We start from the raw sequence: 19,169 nt of genomic DNA, 5'->3' as shown, positions 1-19,169 counted from the left end.
TTTTTTCCTTTGCTTGTTGATGTTCACGGTTCTCCTCGTTAAATACCACCCGCGATGTGGAGCGTTTCCCCAGTGATCCAGGCTGAATCGGAGGATGTGAAGAAGACAGCAGCAGGTGCGATGTCCTGCGGTTGTCCGATTCGACCCAGTGGGGTTAGCGCTTCAACCTGTTTTTGGTAATCGCTCCCGATCACTCCCGCTGCTTGTATGCCCTCCATTTCCACGATTCCAGGATTGATCGAGTTGACACTCCTTGAAGATTCTCACCGTTATTAGGTGAGTTGGCCGCTTGCGATCGCGCTTCAAATCTGTGCCATGCCGCCATCGACAAACAGCTCAATACCGTTGACAAAGCTGCTGTCATCTGAAGCGAGAAAGACAACGGCTTTGGCAATCTCATCAGGCGTGCCGACTCGTCCCAGAGGGATAGTGGCGGCTTGGCCTTCTATGAATGCCTGCACCTGCTCATCACTTAGTCCCATCAGGTTGTAGCCAGGAGTGGGCACGACACCAGGACTGATAGCATTGACGCGAATCTTGCGCTCTTTGAGGTCGAGTATCCAATTACGGGCAAATGATCGCACAGCAGCTTTGGTAGCACTGTAAACGCTGAAGGCTGGGGTACCTGTTATAGAAGTAATCGAGGCGTTCAGAATGATGGAAGCCCCCTCTGGCAACAGGGGCAGTGCCTTCTGCACAGTGAACAATAGACCTTTGACGTTCGTGTTGAACGTTTTGTCAAAGTGTTCTTCAGTGATGGCTCCAAGTGGGGCGACTTCTCCACCGCCCGCATTGGCGAAGATTACATCGAGGTGTCCTTGCTCTTGCTGGATTGTGGCGAATAGGCGATCGAGGTCTTCCATCTTAGAGGCATCACTCTGAACACCTGTAACGTTTTTACCGATCGCTTCTGCGGCAGCATCCAGTTCAGTCTGGCGGCGACCTGTGATGAAGACATAGGCACCTTCAGCGACAAAGCCTTTGGCAGTAGCAAGACCGATACCGCTGGTGCCGCCAGTAACAAGAGCAACTTTTCCTTCTAATTTTTGCATGATGATGCCTTAATTGTTGAGTTTGAAAGAGTTGTCTGTAACAAGTGGAAGATGAGAAATGAGAACGTAATCTCTACAATCTCGTCCGTTCTTTAACATGAGTGGTCATAAAGCGACGGATATGGCCTGCGATCGCCTCTCCTTCCTCTTCCAGGGCAAAATGTCCCGTATCAAGTAAATGAAACTCCAGCGTTTGCAGATCGTTCTTGTAGGGATAAGCGCCTTCAGCCGGGAAAATGTAGTCGTTCTGACCCCAAACAATCAGTGTAGGGGGTTGATATTTGCGGAAATACTCCTGCCATTGCGGATAGAGCGGCGGGTTGCTGCCATAGCTATAAAACAACGCCAGTTGAATATCAACATTTCCGGGGCGATCGAGGAAATGTTGATCTATATTCCAGTTGTCAGGGCTGATCGCTTCAAGACTGCGGACACCGTTGGTATATTGCCACTTTGTCGTTTCCAGCGTGAAAAAGGGTCTGAGCTGATCCGCATTTTCAGGAGAACGCTCTTGCCAGTATGCCTTGATTGGATCCCAAAATTCGCGCAGACCTTCCTCGTAGGCATTGCCGTTTTGGACAATCAGGGCTTCTACTTGCTCTGGATATTTAGCTGCAATGCGGTAGCCAATCGGAGCACCATAATCCATCACGTAGAGGCTATATTGCTTGAGATCGATCGCGGCAATAAATTTCTCTACAATCTCAGCCAGGCGATCAAAGGTGTAGTCAAACTCATTTACGGTTGGCATGGAGCTGTTGCCGTAACCCGGATAATCTGGGGCAACCAAATGGAAGCGATCGCTAAGCGCAGGCATGAGATTGCGAAACATATGAGAGGAGGTCGGGAAGCCGTGCAACAGTAGAATTGTTGGGTTGTCACGGGAGCCAGCTTCTCGATAAAAGATATCTAGACCATCGATCGCAACCGTGTGAAACGTAGTCATGAAATTACCCCTTGTAAAGTTGTTGAGGGATCGCAAGCAGTGGGTTTTAAGAGAATGAAGAACCCTACTAGAGGATTTAGATTTTCGTACAGGGTTGCTGTAGCAAGATTCGGTTGTTTTTATACACTTCTAAAGTTCCGGACTGTGGGTTATCCAACGTGCCATCCCACACCCAATATTCATAACTTTTGTTCCGAAACCTATACACTCGAACACCTTCCGTTGCTTGGCTAGTTCCTCTGCCCAAACTCAAATTGCCGTAGGGACTAGTCGCGCGATAGAGCAGTTCACCGGAAGTAGAGTTCTGCCAAATATTGATGTTGTGATCACCTTGGCATCTCGTGCTCAGGATGATGCCAGCTGTAGAATCGGCAAAGGCAGGTAAAAAGAAATTAACTAAGACGCTGGTTGGCAGAGCCAGAAATAAGGCGGCTCTTTTCAGAAGAGTTTTCATTATTTGCAGAAGAGCGTAATGAATTGCAATAGAAACGTAGCTATTTTGTCAGGGTTCGGGGTTGCCATGTCGAGAAGTCAGCAAGATGTCCCCAGTAGGCACTCAATCCAATAAAAGCAAAGATAAGAGCTGCCACAATTAACACAATTGCTCCAATCGTTCGCAAGAATCGGTTTTCTTTGAAATAGAGCGTCGGAGCAGAAAAAATTCCTCCTAGGCCCACTAAAATGAACCCAATGCCTGTTAGTAGAGGAAGTTGTGTGATTCCCAGGTTGATGATCCGCAAGCCAATGAGCAGCGATACAAGCCCGGCAAAGAAGCCATAAGCAGCGAGGGTCAGTAGGTCCCAACCCATTGCCAGAGCGAGTGAAGTGCCGACGAAGAGAACGCCAAACAGAACCGTTGTTTCACCAAAGGCAATATTAAAACTACCAATAATGGGCCAGGTAAATGTCATGTGTAAGCCAGTGGCTAGCGCGATCCCACCGACAACCCCAAAGCCTGGAATCCAGCGTCTCTGATTTGGCTCACCCAGACCAAAATAGACATAGGCAGCTAATAGAGCGAGTCCAGCCGCCAGGTTAATGAGCATGAGTGTGAGGTAATCGATAAACATAAGATCTCCCACATGTTCGGTTTTAGCGAAGTTTAGGTAAAAATTGAGTTAATCTACCCATCCTGACGACGACTTTGTTCCTGGAAATAGTCGCGCCAACTTTTGGGTAAAGCTTCGAGTTGAGTTGCGCGGTGAAGTAGCTCTGGATTGTTTTCCTCACGCACATAAAGCTGAGTGATGTCGGCAACCGTGATCCTGTTGTTATCTCGGCTCACCAACTCTAGAGTGTCTCCCGTTCCGACTTCTCCTTCTTGCAAAACGGAAAAGTAAAATCCAGTGCGACGACTGGCGAGAAATCGCTTTACCATATCGGGTCGCCCAAACCGAATCCCCAGTTTGTAGCAGGGGAGGCGAGGTTGTGTCACCATCAGTTTGACTGTGCCAACCTGAAAGCGATCGCCAATGTTTACTTCGTCTTCTCTCAGTCCAGTGATTGTGAGATTTTCACCAAAAATGCCTAGCGTTAGGTCTGTGTCAGGCAACTCAGCGTGCCAGTAATCATAATGCTCGAACGGATAGACATAAATTGCTTTGTCTAATCCGCCATGAACCGAGAGGTCAGCCTGTCCATCTCCGTCTAAATTCAGCGATCGCACCATCACCCTTGTACTGGCTGGGACTGGCTCTTTGAAGATTCCAGTTCTCACTGTTTTCCCTTTCCAGGTCACTTCTCGTGGCAGTCCCACATTGACAGAGATGAGTTTCATTTTCAGCTCCACAGCTTTGGGTCGTGAGGCAATGGCAGCCTTCTCCAGCCGTCCATATTCTTCACTTCAATCTCTGCAACCGTTTGCATGACCCTAATTTAAGGGTCTAACTCAAATCTGTCGTCCATTCAGGGTCCATACTTGAATCCACAGAACGATCAATCATGAAGCAACCTGAAGTATTGGGTTGGCATTGAACTTAAGTTCAACTTGAAATCAAACTTAAGTCGATATGACAGGCTTTACAGACTGGCAATTCCTCGCTTTAAGGCAATGATGGTAGCCTGGGTGCGGTCTTTAGCGCCTAACTTGCTTAAGATGCGGTTGATGTTGGACTTGACAGTGCTTTCAGTAATGCTCAAAGCAGCACCGATTTCCAGATTGCTCATCCCCTGAGCGACCAACTGAAGCACCTCTAATTCGCGATCGGTCAGCTCTGGATGGGTCATGCGCTGTGCTAACTTAGCCCCAACATGAGGAGGAATATATTGTAGCCCCTCATGAACTGTACGAATCGCAGTTCTGAGTTCATTAGGTTTACAGTCTTTAAGCAAATAGCCCTTTGAACCTGCCCTTAACCCCCGATAGATGTCCTCATCTCCGTCATAGGTAGTCAATACAATGATGCGAGCGGTATTGAACTCAGTGCAAATTGCCGTAATTGCTTCCACCCCTCCCATTTGTGGCATCCGCAAGTCCATTAAGGTCACGTCGGGTTGCACTTGACGGAACAACTGAACTGCCTCAACCCCATTCTTGGCCTGACCAATCACAGCCATATCCGATTCTTCATTGATGATAGCTGCCAATCCCTGTTGGACAATGGCATGATCATCCACAAGCAGAACCTGGATAGTCGCTGGTTGACTCATGAGATGCTTACTCCCGGTTTACGATGACAATGATTTCTGTACCTTGATTCGGCTGGCTGCTGATGGTTAATTCACCGCCAATCTGCTCAACCCGTTCACTCATCCCCAGTAAACCAAATCCCTGAGTTGGGTATACTTCCACTTCAAACCCTTGTCCATCATCTTTCACTCGTAATAGACATTGCGTCTTCTCGTACACCAACTCAATACAAATTTCAGTGGCGTTGGCATATTTAATGGCGTTGGTTAAGGCTTCTTGCCCGATACGTAACAGGTTATTTTCCACATCGGGTAGTAAAGCATAAACTTTACCAATGATTTGACAGGTGAGATGAGTCTTTGTGGAAGACTTCATTTGATGAGTTAGATGATTGAGCGCATGATACAAGTTTCCCTCCTCCAACAATTTAGGTCGGAGGGTCGTCACGGATCGGCGAGCTTCAGCTAGCCCGGTGCGGGCTAATTCATCCACAGTTTCCAGGTGTGCCTGAGCAGTCTCTGGTTTCTTGGTCATTAACTCTGTCGCTGCTCCAGTATGCAGCAGAATGCCTGTAAAGGCTTGCGCCAATGTATCGTGAATTTCTCGCGCCATGCGGTTGCGCTCTTCTAGAATGGAGGCTTCTTCGGCACGTTTTTGGTCGCTGATGTCTGTGATGAGGCTGTAGAATCCTCTCACTTGAGCATTGACATCAAAATCGGGGATCAAGGTAGCACTGATGGACTTTTTACCCACTGGGAAGGGAACTTCTGCTTCCAGGCTTACAGTTTGCCCTGTAAATACTTGATGAATAAACGGTTCAACTCTCTGATAAACCGCTTCATCCAGCAATTCATGGATGTATTTACCTAAGATTTCGTCTCGACTGCGACTAAACCAGACCTCATAAGTACGGTTGATAAATTGATAGCGACGATTGGCATCTACATAGGCAACCAGAGCGGGGAGAGCGTCGGTGATCAGTCGTAATTCTTGTTCTCGATGACGCAGTTCGGCTTCGCTTCTCTGTAGGGCTACCGTCCGTTCCGCCACTTGTTGCTCTAAGGTACGGTTGTAATCGGTTAGGAGTTGTTCGGTTTGTCTACGTTCCGTAATGTCTTGAAAGGCTGCGATCGCATATGTCACATTACCCTGTTCGTCAAAGACTGGGGTTCCCCAGACTTCAACTGGAATGATTTTGTCGTTTTGATGAATCTCCATATCATCAATCCTAGTGCGTTCACCATTCAGCGCTCGGACGATTGGCATTTTCTCAGTTGGATATATCTGATCGGTGCCTGATAGATAAACTTGATAGATCTCTGAAAAATAGTCTGGTGAGGCGACAGGGTCAATACCTTTTCCCAATAATTGAATTCCCCGTTGATTGACATAGTAAGGGCGGCCTGTTGCATCTAATACCCCAATTCCCACTTGAACGGCTTCTAAAAATTGTGTCATGTGGCTTTCACTTGTGCGAAGCTTGGAGTAAAGTTTGGCATTTTCAATGGCGATCGCGGCCTGGGTCGATAGTAGATTCAAAACCTGCGATCGCTCTGGTGAAAAGGCTCCGGTTGCCAATTGATTTTCGAGATACAGCACACCCACGAGTTTACTTTGATTCAGCAGCGGCAAACAGAGTAGTGATTGAGTTTGATGGTTCTGAATATAGGGATCATGAATAAAATTGCCTTCACGAGTAGCGTCATTTAAGATGACAGATTCGTGAGTCCGAATCACATATTGAATAATAGATTCAGGTAAGCGATTTGCAGTTGAGAGCGATTGTGGTACTCGGGTAGCACAGACCTTCTCCCCTTCGCTCAGTTCACAAGCCGCAGCGATCGCCCACTCACCTGCATTTTCCAAAATCAAGCATCCGGTTTGAGCCCCAGCAGTCTCGATTAAAATTTGCATTAAGGAGCGGAGCAACTGATCCAATTCAATTTCACTGGATATGGCCTGAGAGGCTTTCAGCACAGCCGCTAAATCTAAAGTAAGGTCTGCGCGATTAGAGGTGTTTACAGAAGTTTTATGAGTTGGCGAAGCTGCATCCGACGATTGAGGAAAGAACTGTGGGTAGCGAGTTTCTAAATCTTTCACCTTCGCTGTGGCTCCCCAACGTTCATAACAGTAGTGAGCTTCTTTCATGTAGGTTTGAGCAAACTTTTCGCGACCACGTGCCAAATAATGTTTTGCAGCCAATTCGTATGCTAATGCCTCTTCCTGAATATATTCATTCTCCCTAGCTCCTTGAATCGCTTGTTCATAAAACTCTTCCGCCTCAAACCACTGCCCCAAAACTTGTGCCGTCTCTGCTTGAACTAAATCATATTTATGCAAATAATTCATTGGCGCATGATGTGTCCATAGCTTCATTTTCTCCTGGCTTAGGGTAACTTCTTGGAGAAGTTCCTCCTGCACTTGATTGCTGCTTTCAGGATATATTGCAAGTCTTGCTAGAGAAATATAGAGATAGTACAGAGGCTCAAGGGATGTGCCTGTTAACCGGATCAGATAACTTCCCGCGATGACTCCATTTTCAACAGCTTGAGCATATTCAGAAAATAGGTAGCATAGGAAAAGTTTGTTAAAATAGACAGAAAAGATGCTACTTCCATCATTTCCGGATTCGTATTTTGGTAGTTCATTGTCCTCATTGTAGGATTCGCCAACTAGTTGGGTTGGATTGGCCGATTGTCCTGTCAAGTTTATGATGGCTTGCCGAAATATCTGATTCCAGGTATATGCTGTTTCTTGCTTAATTTGACGAATTGCTTCTCCATAGGTCGCCATATCGTGTTCAACTTCTATGAGTTCTTTTCCATTCGCATAGGATTGAAAGCAGTAAGTATAAGCACAATAGGCAGCAAATTCTAAATCTCCAGTTTCTAGCCCGCTTTGATAGCCTTCTAACAAAGGCTTCAATAGCTCTCTAGCATGTTCTTTCCAGTGAATAATAAAATTATTTACGATATTCAAAGTCCTGGCTTTCAAGGCATGGGTATGACACTGTGATAGCAGCCTTAGAGCAAGCTGTCCGAACTCATAGCCAGACTGTATGTTTCCGACCACACCACAAAGAATTAACCCAAAGGTGGCGTAAGCAAAGGAAGACACAAATGCATTGCCATACAGAATAGATAGGTTGACCTGTTTGGATGCAAGCAGCGGTGTTAAATTAGGAGCAGTGATTTGGGCAGCGATCGTGATGCTGGATAGGATTCGCATCGCCGCCAATTTTTCCAGTTCGATCATTTCTGGCAAATGGATTAAGTCCCCGATCTGGCAATTGTCAAAAAGAGATGTAGTCGCGTCTAGTTCACGGCGAATTTCCGATGGGGTGGGCGTTTTAGGGAAACTAATTCCTAGCTGCTGCAAAACTTGTAATGCAGTGTTAATGGCTTTTACTAGCTGTTTCTGCGCGATGTATGCTTGAACTTTAATTTCGTAGAGCTTTACGCTATCGAGAACCGTTTTGGCTTCTATCAGAGCAACTCCTGCCCACTGCTCTACATCTTCAAACTCACCACATAAATACGAAACTTCTGTGGTTTCTATATACAACTCTAAGGTTAGGTTATAATGACTCTGCCAGCTAGAAAATGTTAGCCATTCTCTTCCTTGAGCTAAATATTTTTTTGCCGCTCTGTAGGCGATCGCTCCTTTTGCTTTCTGACCTGCCATCAAATTCAATTTAGCAATCTCGATTCGTTCGGCAGCATCGATGACGAGCTCAATCCCATGATTGAGATGATCCACAATTTCAAATAGCCAGTCTGACAGAGGTTCTAATAAAGTTTTTTCGAGGAGATTGCGACCAATTTGCAGATGAATAATGTGTTTTTGTGATGGATCAATCAAAGCATAAGCAGTTTGCTGGACGCGATCGTGCAGGAACTTGTATTGCTGAAATAATAGGTCTTGATCTAATTCAGAGAGAGGCTGAATAAATCCTTCCTGGAGCGCTGGCAGCAAATCTCGAAATACTCCGTTGGAAGACTGCTCACAAACAAGCGCTAAAGTATCCAAATCAAATTCAGATCCAATACAAGCGGCTAGCCGCAAAAGACGCTGCGTGTCCTCTGGCAGTTTCTTCAACTTGACTAGCATCAGATCTACAACATTATCAGTGATATTCTGGGCTTCAATCTGAGCAATGTTCCACTGCCAACTTCGGTGTGCAGCATCAAAGGTCAACAGATTTTCGCCATACAACATTCGCAAAAATTCATTGACAAAGAAAGGGTTGCCCTCGGTTTTACGCAATACTAACTGAGCTAGAGAACGAACGGTTTCAACATCCTGATGTAGTGTCTCAGCAAGCAACTGGCTTAACGGTTCTAGCATTAAAGGTTGAAGAACAATTTCTTGAAACACCGCTCCCTGTTTCCGTAAGCTCTCTAGCGCTAAAGTCAATAGATGAGTTGGATGTACTTCATTATCTCGATAGGCTCCAATCAAAAATAGCGATTGAGCTTGTTCATCCAGTAACATCAGTTCAATTAGCTTCAGTGTGGCGAAGTCGATCCACTGCAAGTCATCTAAAAAGATGACTAAAGGATGTGACTCTGAACAAAACACCCGTAAAAATTGCTGAAAGATGCGATTGAAACGATTCTGTGCTTCCGTTGCTCCCACTTCTATGACAGGGGGCTGTTTGCCCACAATCAATTCCAATTCAGGAATCACATCAACAACTAGTTGCCCATTGCTTCCTAACGCTGCAAGTAGGCGCGATCGCCACCGTTGCAACTGCTCATCCGGTTCACCTAGCAGTTGTTGCACCAATTTTTGTAGGGCTTGGGCGATCGCACTATAGGGAATATTGCGCTGCAATTGATCAAACTTACCAGAGACAAAATAGCCACGTCTTGCTGTGATAGGTTTGTAAAGTTCCTGAACCAGAGCTGATTTGCCAACACCAGCATAGCCAGAGACGAGCAACATTTCAGAAGGTATAGGAATCGAGGAACGAGAGATATCTATATCCCCTGTGTTTTCTTCCCTTTTTATTTCTGTTATCCCTGTTTTAATTCTTGCGGCCACTCTGTCAAATGATGCCAGTAGGGCCGCAATCTCTGCGCTGCGTCCATACAATTTTTGGGGAATTTGAAACTGATCAGAAACATCATGCAACCCCAGCTGCAAGTTACCTATTAGACCTGTTTCTGTTAACTGCTGAGCACAGAGTTCTAAATCCGCTTTGATGCCCCATGCACTCTGATAGCGATCTTCCGCATTTTTCGCCATCAGCTTTAAAACCATATCTGACATGGCTTTAGGAATCTCTGCATTCAACTCATGCGGCGGCACAGGTTGTTTGGCGATGTGACAATGAACTAATTCAAGAATGTCAGTGGTAGGAAACGGTAACTGTCCAGTGAGCAGTTCGTAGAAGGTGATACCGAGGGAATAAAAATCAGTGCGATAATCCAGCGAGCGGTTCATGCGCCCAGTTTGCTCTGGGGAAATGTACGCTAAAGTACCTTCTAGAATATGGGGGTTGTTAAAGGTAGGATTAGTGCGACCCAGACGTGTAGAAATACCAAAATCGATAACTTTAACTTGTCCCGTTTGGGGATTGAGCACGATATTACTGGGGTTGATATCTTTATGAATTACGTTGGCAGTATGAATGTCCCCCAAGATCTTCGTAACCGTAATTGCAAAACGCAGAAACTCAGGTAGAGGCATGGGGCAGTATGACTTAGCAGCGTCCCGAATCCATTTTTCTAAGGACTCGCCACCAAAATCTTCTAGAAGAATGACGAGCGTTCTTTGATAATCCTGCTGTGCGTAAGCTTTGATCACTCCCTCAAGATTAAGTGATTGGGTGATTTCATATTCCTGCTTATAACGAATCAGTTCGGATGGAGTGGGATAGTCTTGCTTAAGAACTTTGAGGATGATCGGCAAGTGATCTGATTTTCTAATCCCTCGGTAAACCAGAGAGTTGCGGCTTTCGTAAAGCTTTCCTTGAACAATGACGTTTGGTAAGGAAATCATAATTACTAGCCTGTAATTTATTTACCAATCGGTACAGAAAGTATCTCCTGCTTAACTTGGGGTGTCAAGAAAGTTTTATACTGAACAGTATGGAAACGAGAAAACTTCACACTGCTCAGGGACGTCCTCGCGCTTTCGATATCGACGAAGCCTTAGAAAAAGCTCTACAGGTGTTTTGGCGCAAGGGCTATCTGGGAACATCCTTGACCGAACTCACGGAGGCAATGGGGATTAACCGTCCCAGCCTCTATGCGGCTTTTGGTAATAAGGAAACTCTATTTCGTAAGGTGCTCGATCTTTACCAAGAGCAACAAACACCCTACATGGCCCAAGCTCTAAAGGAGCCGACTGCCCGTAAAGTGATCGAGCGAATGATGTATGGGGTGGTTGATTTGCTGACGAATCCAGACAATCCGCCAAGATGCCTCTATGCCCAAACTGTGCTTTCATGTGCTGATCCAAGCGATCCACTCTATCAAGAACTGGCAGAACGCCGAATATTAATCGAGGCAACAATTTGCGATCGCTTTGCCCGTGCGATCGCCGAAGGGGATTTGCCGTCTGATACTGACCCTGCTGCCTTGGCCCGCTTTGTCCTAACTGTCAACTTTGGCATGTCCGTCCAAGCCTCCAGTGGAGCGAGCCGTGCAGAACTCCTACAGGTGGTTGAGATGGCCTTGCAAGCTTGTTCCAATCTATGAACTTAAGTTTGACATCAAGCCAATACCTTTGATTACCCAAAGATTGATCGTTGTATGGCTCCAACAATGGACTTTGAATGGAAGACAGATTGGAGTTAGGCCCTTAAATTAGGGTCATACAAACAGTTCTAGGGCTGAGGCAAAGAGATTTCACAGTGCTTCTCGTACGATGAAACCTCTTTGCTTCTCAGGTTTAGTATGGGTCACGATATTTCTGAAGAAGCATCTGACGATTCTCCAATGGAGACACAGAGTGAACGCAACCCGTTAGTGCTACCGCCTTCTGAGCGAGACTACCGCCAAGGAGAACTCGATGCCAAAGTGGTGCTCATTGAGTATGGAGATTATCAGTGTCTTGAGTGTGGAGAACTTCACACCTTAATTAAGACAATTCAAAGACAGCTTAATGGCACCTCCACTGCGGAAAATCATCTATGTTTTGTGTTTCGGCAGTTTCCTCAAGCCCAAATACATCCTCAAGCTCAAAAGGCAGCGGCAGCAGCCCTAGCAGCAGGGGCACAGGGGCAGTTCTGGCAGATGCACGATATGCTATTCACCCATCAGCAAGCCTTAGGAAGCGGCTATCTGGTGGAGTATGCCGATCATTTGGGGCTTGATGTCTGCCAGTTTTTGCGAGCCATCAGTAGACAAGTATACCGCGATCGCATCCATGAGGATATTACCAGCGGAATGCAAAGTGGCGTCGAAGCTGCTCCAGTCCTGTTTATCAATGGGAGGCGGTATCGCGATCGCTGGGCCATTGATCCTTTGATGACAGCTATTATCACTGATTCGGGCAATTAATAGCATTCCACAATCTTTATCTACATGTCTATAAAACCGAGCATTTATAGGAGATCTCATGTTTATCGATTACATCACACTCATGCTCATTAACCTGGCGGCTGGACTCGCTCTTCTCGCTGCCTATGTCTACTTTGGTCTGGGTGAGTCAAACCAGAGACGCTGGATTCCAGGCTTTGGGGTCGTGGGTGCGATCGCTTTAGCCACTGGCTTACACATGACGTTAACCTGGCCTGTGATTGGTAGTTTCAATATTGCCTTCGGTGAAACAACAGTTCTATTTGGCATTCTATTCGCTGGAACTTCACTAACTCTAGCAATGGGTTTGGACCTACTGACCCTGGGCGTTTATGGCTTCTTTGCAGGACTTGTATCGCTTATCATTGGCTTTCGCATCATCAACCTAGGCGCAATACCGATTTCCCTGTTGGCAGGAATTGGGTTCATTCTAGTTGGTCTAGGAGGAGTTTTTTCTGCCCCGACGCTCTATTTCCAGAAAAATCGGCTCCTGCGAAGTGTTGGAGCAATTGTATTCATTGCGGCAACTCTCATCTTTACATTTATTGGATTGAGTTCTTACTGGGCACACCTTGCTAACTTCTCGACGTGGCAACCCATGCCAAAGTAGTTGCCGTAAATGCACCACAGTTTTGCCTTCAACAAACCAATAAGCCTACTAGGGGGCGTTCCATGATCACATATCGCACGATCGCGATCGATAGTTTAGATATCTTTTATCGAGAAGCTGGTTCCCGTGACAATCCAACGATTTTGCTGTTGCACGGCTTCCCGACCTCCTCTCACATGTTCCGCAATCTCATGCCTGTGCTTGCTGATAAATTCCATCTGATTGCACCGGATTATCCGGGCTTCGGCAACAGTTCTATGCCCACGGTAGATGAGTTTGACTACACGTTTGATCACCTAGCGGAGATCGTGGAGAAATTCATTGCCGCGATCGCTTTAGAAAAATACAGCCTTTATATGATGGATTATGGGGCTCCGATTGGATATCGCATTGCCACTAAATATCCAGAGCGAGTGCAAGCGTTGATTGTGCAAAACGGCAATGCCTATGAGGAGGGACTGCGGGAGTTTACGGCACCGATGAAGATATATTGGCAAAATCCTTCTCCTGAGAATGCTAAACCACTAAGAGACTTTCTCACCCTGGAAGGAACGAAGTGGCAATATATCAACGGCGCTCGTAATCCTGAAGCAATCAGCCCTGACACCTGGAATATGGATCAACTCTTCCTCGATCGCCCTGGAAACGTTGAGATTCAAATGGCGCTGTTTTATGACTATCGAACGAATCCACCGCTCTATCCCCAATGGCAGGAGTATTTCCGCAGCTATCAACCCTCTACGCTAGTTGTCTGGGGCAAGAATGACGACATCTTCCCTGCCGAAGGGGCTTATCCCTATCAGCGCGACCTGAAAGATATTGAGTTTTATCTACTCGATACTGGACATTTTGCTCTAGAAGAATATGGAGAGGCGATCGCAGACTACATGCGTGAATTTCTCACATCACGGCTGCAAACCATTCCTGTCTGCTGAGTGCGAACGATAACAGCAAATTGTCAAGGAAGGACACCATGACAGCTCAAACGGTAACTATTCCAGCCTTGCTTGGGGGCAGTTTTAGCGCCTATCTAGCCACACCCAGTACTCAGCCTCGTGCAGGAATTGTGCTAATTCAAGAAGTTCTTGGAGTCAATTCTATTATGCGGCAGACTGCCGATGATTTTGCTAAGGCAGGTTATTTGGTGCTCGTACCAGATTTGTATTGGCGACTGGAACCCAATGTGCAACTTGATCCTGAAGATGAGAAGCAGTGGGCTAAAGCTTTTGAGCTACTTGGATCGTTTGATCTAGATAGCGGCGTAGAAGACCTGAAGGCAACCCTGTCTTTTCTGCGGCAGTATCCCAGCAGCACAGGTAAAGTCGGAAGTGTGGGCTTTTGTTTAGGTGGTAAACTGGCCTATTTCATGGCAACGCGAACTGATGCGGATGCCAACGTCAGTTACTACGGGGTTGACATTGACCAGAATTTAGCTGAGGCGATAAAGATTCAGAAACCGCTGATATTGCACATGGCTGGAAATGATGAGTATGTGTCACCAGACGCTCAAACGACCATTCAGCATCAACTGAAAGATAATCCGCTAGTTACCATTTATCGCTATGCAGGAGTCAGTCATGGGTTTAGTCGTATGAACAGTTCCACTTATCGACAAGAAGCCGCAGAATTAGCAGGCGATCGCACTTTAGCGTTTTTAGAACAGCATTTAGGGTAGCAAAACTTAAATGCGATTTGATTGACAGACAAATATCAACTTCAACAAATGTGAGATAGAAGGTGAAGGTTTTAATCGTTTACGCAACAGATTACGGCAATACCGAGAAGATGGCAAAAGCGGTCGTGTCTGGTGTGACATCAATTCCAGGGGCTGACGTGGTGGTCAAGTTTGCTGAAGATGATGTCATCGCCAGTGATGCTGTCATTGTGGGTTCCCCTGTCCACATGGGGAGTCCAGACTGGCGCGTGAAAAAATTTATCGATCAAGTCTGTGGTCCTCTTTGGATTAAAGATAGCCTGATTGGGAAGGTAGGTGCTGTCTTTGCGGCGGGTGGCGGTTACGGCAATACAGGCGGTGGTGCTGAGCTGACCATGCTGGCGCTGTTAAATAACTTTGTTGAAAATAACCCCACGTTCCAGGAAATTAACGCTCGTTCTTATTCATGGTAGCTGGATTGATGTATAGCATGGCCACATGTCATTCCGCCTTTGCGACAAGATGGCTATTCAGTCACCGTTGTACAAAATCCCTTTACTTCTCTATCAGACGGGACAGCTATGGTAGACAGCACAGTTTGGCAGATAATTTCCTCATGGCATCTCATGTCTCATGAAGAGCAGGCAATCAACCCTGATTTGAAGCAATTTTGGCAACCTGAATCGACGCTAAAACAATTCAGATCCCAGCATGCCATGTGCCTTATATTTCATCCAAGAGAGGTTGTCAACCCGATTGTTGAAGCGGCAAGCTCTGCTGTGAAGTAATCCCCATTGTCGAATGAAGTAGCGTCCAACGCAAAGGAGATAGACATGGATACCCAATACTACGACGACATTATTATCGGTGGTGGCAAAGCGGGTAAAACACTGGCACCTGCACTAGTCGCAAACGGACGCAAAACCGCTCTGGTGGAACGGAGTTTAAACATGATTGGTGGCTCGTGCCCTAATATCGCCTGCATTCCCAGCAAAACGATAGTGGCAAGTGCAGAGGTGGCACATATGGTGCGAAACAGCGCTGCCTATGGCATCAAGACGGCACCGCCCACGGTTGATATGACGGCAGTGATTCAGCGCAAACGATCGGTCGTGCATTCCCTACGACCCATCAATTTCAACAACTTGCACACTGCATTGGAGGACAATCTGATCATTGGCACCGCTCGCTTTGTCGCACCTAAAACAATTGAAGTGGCAACAGATGAAGGAACGACTCGATACCTCACCGCAGAGCGATTGTTTATCAATACAGGCACGCAACCGTTGATTCCATCCGTGCCGGGACTCAAAGAAGCTGGTTTTTTGACCAGTAAGTCGATCATGGAGCTAGAACAGTTGCCTGAGCACCTGATGGTGCTTGGAAGTGGTTACATTGGGTTGGAGTTTGCCCAAATGTTCCGGCGCTTTGGCTCTCGCGTCACTGTGATTGGGCAGAGTGAGCAAATTCTGTCACAGCACGATCCTGATATTGCAATCGCCGTTCAAAGGTTACTGGAACGAGACGGCGTTGAATTCTTGCTGAAGGCGAAGGTGTTAAAAGCCGATCGCTCTGGTAATGCGACTGAACTGCAAATTCAAATCGCTGAGCAGAATATAACTCTCCAGGGTTCGCATCTGCTCGTTGCTGTGGGTCGTGCGCCTACTACCGATGCCTTGAACTTAGTTGCTGCTGGTGTAGCGACCGATGAGCGTGGGTTTATTCCAGTCAACGATCGCCTAGAGACGAACGTACCGAATATCTGGGCATTAGGCGATATCAATGGGGGACCACAATATACTCATGTGGCACTGGACGATTATCGGATTGTCAAAGCGAATCTTATGGATGGTGGCAACCGCAGCACTCAAGATCGATTGGTGCCATCCTGTCTGTTCATCGACCCAGAACTGGCCCATGTGGGGCTGACTGAAACTGAAGCACAGCAACAAGGGTATGCCATCCGAGTGGCGAAGCTGGATGCCTCAGGCATTATGCGAGCGGTAACACAAAGTCAAACCGATGGACTGATGAAGGCGATCGTCGATACCGAGACAGGTCGGATTCTCGGTTGTTCACTGTTTTGTCATGAAGCAGGGGAAGTGATTTCGACAGTGCAAATGGTAATGCAAGCTCAAATGCCTTACACCGTTCTGCGTGATGCAGTTTTGACTCATCCCACAATGACTGAAGGATTAAATATGCTGTTTTCAAAGGTTTAAGCAGGCAACAAGTGTAGGTTCTTAACAGTAATGGAAATATTGCAGCGAAATTAAATTGTACCTGAAGTAGAGCGATGAAAGCTGCTGTCACCAGAAAATTTGATGAACCAGATGCCTTTGACTATGTTGAATATTGGTACGCCTGAGCCTAAAGCTGGTGAGGTTCGTATCAATATTCTGGTAACTGGTCTCAATCATCTTGATCCCTATCTGCGTTTGGATGGTGTGAATTGGCTAATGAGTGATGTCCCAAGCTACCTGATCGCGGTGTTGCTGAGTCGGGAGCTTATGCCGAATACATGGTGGTGCCTGAGAAATAAGTTGGTTAAGGATGAAGCAGGTTTAGCAGATGAGCTAGTGACAATGCGGCCAATGCCATTGGTTACCTATGTTAGGGCAGTTAAAGTTGTTGTTTTGTTGAACGAGTAGATGCTTGAGCAGAAGGACAGGGGGCCGACATAGTTCTAGATAATCTGGGCAGGCGTTTTCTATCCGGTTTGCTAGAAGCACTAAAACCCCTTGGCATTTTGTTGTAGAGCGCAGAGCAACTGGAGCAAAGCATCTTGTAAAGGGAGAATACATGTCGGCAGAAGCATTGATCGAAGCCTAAATAGCGCTAGAAGCTGCCATTCTTTATTATCACAACCAGCCCATTGGAACGGTCGCTGCTCGTGATCCCGAGGTGAAGGCGCTCAATTATGATCAGTGTTTCGTGCGTGACTTTGTTTCCTCTGCTCTCTTTTTCCCGATGCAGGGCAAACCAGATATTGTTCGTAACTTTTTAGTGCCGGTGTTGGGGCTTCAGAGTTGCGAACGACAGCTAGATTGTTTTAACCCTGGACAGGGACTTTACCCTGCTAGTTTTAAAGTGGAAGTGCAATCGGGGACAGAATATTTGATTGGACTTGGCAACTTAATGTCAGTAATTGTTTCATTTGCAACGGTGCAACAATCCGAGGCGATTGTGAATCTAATTGAACAGCACTGGCAAGATCTGATTGGATACATGCCGCTAAAAATTTGCTTCCCAGCTGTGGAAGGCTAAGACTGGAAAATCATCACGGGTTGTGATCCTAAAAATATTCCCTGGTCTTACCACAATGGCGGCAGTTCGCCAGTTTTACTCTGGTTTCTAACCGCAGCAACATTGAAAATGGGCAGAGATGACTTGGCTCAAAAAGCACTAGAAATCGCAGAGAAACGCTTGTTGCCTGATCAATGGCCCGAATACTATGACGGCAGGTCTGGGAAACTGATTGGCAAAGAAGCTCGAAAATATCAGACCTGGACGATCGCCGCTTTTCTAGTTTCTAAAGCGTTGCTGGAAAATCCTAATCCCCTTGCTTTGATGAGTTTTGACGAAGATTCAGTCATAGATGCCTGCCTAACTTAGAAGCTTACCTATGAAAGGGACTTATTTCCCTAATAAGGCGATCTGACGAACTTCATAGCAAATTGCCCGATGAGATATTCGGATTTCTAGTCCGATGCAGAATATGCCTATTAGCAAAATTCCTGTACCAATTAGGAACAATATCAATGCGATCGTTCCCACTGTTCCTGTCTTGAGCGCAACGGATAACGCGATCACAAACATAGTTAGAATAAAAATGGCGGTTGCACCATAAGCTAACAAGGCTGATCTTTGAATCAGTCGATGACGATGAGTCAGGATAGGAAGCTGGCGATCGATTGCTTGCAGTCGTCCTAAGTTGAATGTGTCCCTGGCTCTATCAGACATCACTAGTTCAAATCGCTCGTGAGACAGCAATCGAATTCGTTGGCCGATGCTGGTATATCGTGCCAAAACTCCATTTTGAAACAACACGCAGGCTGTAATCATCACGACTGGAGCAATAATTAGTTGAATGGTTTGAGCAAGATCCACTGCACTCATCACTACTATTCACTTTTTGCTTAAAAACTGGAAGAGTTTGCCAAACCGATAAGCCAAAGACCGAAAAGAATACTGCTATCGATTCAAATGGGATTATGGCGATCGATGAAACTGGACTCCTTAAACAGGGAGAACAGTCGGTCGGTGTACAAGATCATATTGTGGCACGACAGGTCACTTAGAGAGTCGCCTTTTGCAGCCAAACTGAAACTGGCTCAACAAATGTTGAAATCGGTCTGGAATCCTGGAATTCGATCTGCTTGAGTTGTCCATTGGGATTAGGGGATTATGAGGTGCGTCCCTGCCAGGAATGGCATTAGCACATGACTCTAGTTTTAGCGGCTTAGGTATTTCTGACAGTTCTTCGTGCTCAAGTAGAACCAATGATTGAAGCTGATAACAGCTCTCTCCTTTTGACTCTAATTGGGCCTATAGCAGTGTTCAAAGCAGCCCGAAGATTATTATCAAGTCGAGCATTTGGGAGATGAAGTGTTGAGTTTGGAAACTTTGATTTCTAAAAGTTTGGTCGCTCGAACATGTTCTTCATTGGTCTTACTGGCGTAAAGCTCATCCAGTAGTTGCCTTTTGCTACCACTACCGTAAGCAATCTCAAACATCATCCCAACAAGT

At 46.2% G+C, this 19,169-nt stretch carries 18 protein-coding genes and 1 pseudogene; 10 read left to right on the top strand and 9 right to left on the bottom strand.

All coding sequences use genetic code 11. From position 1 onward, the window contains the following. Window positions 1–38 precede the first annotated feature (38 nt). The 8 genes from H6F90_RS11420 to H6F90_RS11385 all read right to left on the bottom strand — a co-directional run bounded on the left by H6F90_RS11420 (window position 39) and on the right by H6F90_RS11385 (window position 10,633). A complete protein-coding gene (locus tag H6F90_RS11420; RefSeq protein ID WP_370588000.1) occupies window positions 39–239 on the bottom strand; it encodes an SDR family oxidoreductase in 201 nt (66 codons plus the stop codon). A gap of 63 nt (window positions 240–302) precedes the next feature. Further along, on the bottom strand, window positions 303–1,052 hold the full coding sequence (locus H6F90_RS11415) for an SDR family oxidoreductase (RefSeq protein WP_190552588.1): 750 nt from the start codon (window positions 1,050–1,052) through the stop codon (window positions 303–305). A 73-nt stretch (window positions 1,053–1,125) separates the two neighbouring features. Beyond that, complete coding sequence (locus tag H6F90_RS11410) at window positions 1,126–1,998, bottom strand: alpha/beta fold hydrolase (protein ID WP_190552587.1); 873 nt, start codon at window positions 1,996–1,998, stop codon at window positions 1,126–1,128. A 76-nt stretch (window positions 1,999–2,074) separates the two neighbouring features. Beyond that, window positions 2,075–2,452 carry a hypothetical protein gene (locus tag H6F90_RS11405; protein ID WP_190552586.1) on the bottom strand — a complete coding sequence of 126 codons (378 nt, stop codon included), beginning with the start codon at window positions 2,450–2,452 and terminating at the stop codon, window positions 2,075–2,077. 40 nt (window positions 2,453–2,492) lie between these two features. After that, window positions 2,493–3,068, bottom strand: coding sequence for a DUF981 family protein (locus tag H6F90_RS11400; protein ID WP_190552585.1), 576 nt, complete (start codon window positions 3,066–3,068; stop codon window positions 2,493–2,495). 53 nt (window positions 3,069–3,121) lie between these two features. Beyond that, window positions 3,122–3,775: an MOSC domain-containing protein gene (locus H6F90_RS11395; RefSeq protein WP_190552584.1), complete on the bottom strand. Its 654-nt coding sequence runs from the start codon at window positions 3,773–3,775 to the stop codon at window positions 3,122–3,124. 242 nt (window positions 3,776–4,017) lie between these two features. After that, the gene (locus tag H6F90_RS11390; RefSeq protein ID WP_190443082.1) at window positions 4,018–4,647 is read right to left on the bottom strand and encodes a response regulator transcription factor; all 630 of its coding nucleotides are present in this window, start codon (window positions 4,645–4,647) and stop codon (window positions 4,018–4,020) included. 7 nt (window positions 4,648–4,654) lie between these two features. Further along, window positions 4,655–10,633 carry an AAA family ATPase gene (locus tag H6F90_RS11385; protein WP_190552583.1) on the bottom strand — a complete coding sequence of 1,993 codons (5,979 nt, stop codon included), beginning with the start codon at window positions 10,631–10,633 and terminating at the stop codon, window positions 4,655–4,657. 89 nt (window positions 10,634–10,722) lie between these two features. Here H6F90_RS11385 and H6F90_RS11380 point away from each other — a divergent pair, with 89 nt between their 5' ends. The 10 genes and pseudogenes from H6F90_RS11380 (at window position 10,723) to H6F90_RS11335 (ending at window position 18,035) form a co-directional block, all read left to right on the top strand. Then, window positions 10,723–11,334, top strand: coding sequence for a TetR/AcrR family transcriptional regulator (locus H6F90_RS11380; RefSeq protein ID WP_190552582.1), 612 nt, complete (start codon window positions 10,723–10,725; stop codon window positions 11,332–11,334). 198 nt (window positions 11,335–11,532) lie between these two features. Continuing rightward, a complete protein-coding gene (locus H6F90_RS11375) occupies window positions 11,533–12,138 on the top strand; it encodes a thioredoxin domain-containing protein (RefSeq protein WP_242024424.1) in 606 nt (201 codons plus the stop codon). 58 nt (window positions 12,139–12,196) lie between these two features. Beyond that, window positions 12,197–12,766 carry a DUF981 family protein gene (locus H6F90_RS11370; RefSeq protein ID WP_190552581.1) on the top strand — a complete coding sequence of 190 codons (570 nt, stop codon included), beginning with the start codon at window positions 12,197–12,199 and terminating at the stop codon, window positions 12,764–12,766. 62 nt (window positions 12,767–12,828) lie between these two features. Beyond that, a complete protein-coding gene (locus H6F90_RS11365; RefSeq protein WP_190552580.1) occupies window positions 12,829–13,701 on the top strand; it encodes an alpha/beta fold hydrolase in 873 nt (290 codons plus the stop codon). Window positions 13,702–13,739: 38 nt separating this feature from the next. Next, a complete protein-coding gene (locus H6F90_RS11360; protein WP_190552579.1) occupies window positions 13,740–14,441 on the top strand; it encodes a dienelactone hydrolase family protein in 702 nt (233 codons plus the stop codon). A gap of 62 nt (window positions 14,442–14,503) precedes the next feature. Beyond that, on the top strand, window positions 14,504–14,893 hold the full coding sequence (locus H6F90_RS11355; RefSeq protein WP_370587998.1) for a flavodoxin domain-containing protein: 390 nt from the start codon (window positions 14,504–14,506) through the stop codon (window positions 14,891–14,893). Window positions 14,894–15,046: 153 nt separating this feature from the next. After that, window positions 15,047–15,208: a hypothetical protein gene (locus H6F90_RS11350; protein ID WP_190552577.1), complete on the top strand. Its 162-nt coding sequence runs from the start codon at window positions 15,047–15,049 to the stop codon at window positions 15,206–15,208. A gap of 45 nt (window positions 15,209–15,253) precedes the next feature. Continuing rightward, window positions 15,254–16,642 (top strand): mercuric reductase, encoded by a 1,389-nt coding sequence (locus tag H6F90_RS11345; RefSeq protein ID WP_199295866.1) that lies wholly within the window; start codon window positions 15,254–15,256, stop codon window positions 16,640–16,642. 102 nt (window positions 16,643–16,744) lie between these two features. Continuing rightward, window positions 16,745–17,071, top strand: coding sequence for a hypothetical protein (locus tag H6F90_RS11340; protein ID WP_190552576.1), 327 nt, complete (start codon window positions 16,745–16,747; stop codon window positions 17,069–17,071). A gap of 181 nt (window positions 17,072–17,252) precedes the next feature. Further along, window positions 17,253–18,035 (top strand): annotated as a pseudogene (locus H6F90_RS11335) (glycoside hydrolase 100 family protein). A gap of 21 nt (window positions 18,036–18,056) precedes the next feature. On the opposite strand, the gene H6F90_RS11330 reads toward H6F90_RS11335, so the two are convergent. Then, complete coding sequence (locus H6F90_RS11330; protein ID WP_190552575.1) at window positions 18,057–18,539, bottom strand: DUF2721 domain-containing protein; 483 nt, start codon at window positions 18,537–18,539, stop codon at window positions 18,057–18,059. Window positions 18,540–19,169 lie beyond the last annotated feature (630 nt).

This window comes from Trichocoleus sp. FACHB-591, assembly GCF_014695845.1.
Taxonomy (GTDB): domain Bacteria; phylum Cyanobacteriota; class Cyanobacteriia; order FACHB-46; family FACHB-46; genus Trichocoleus.
This window is presented reverse-complemented; position numbering and strand designations above follow the sequence as displayed.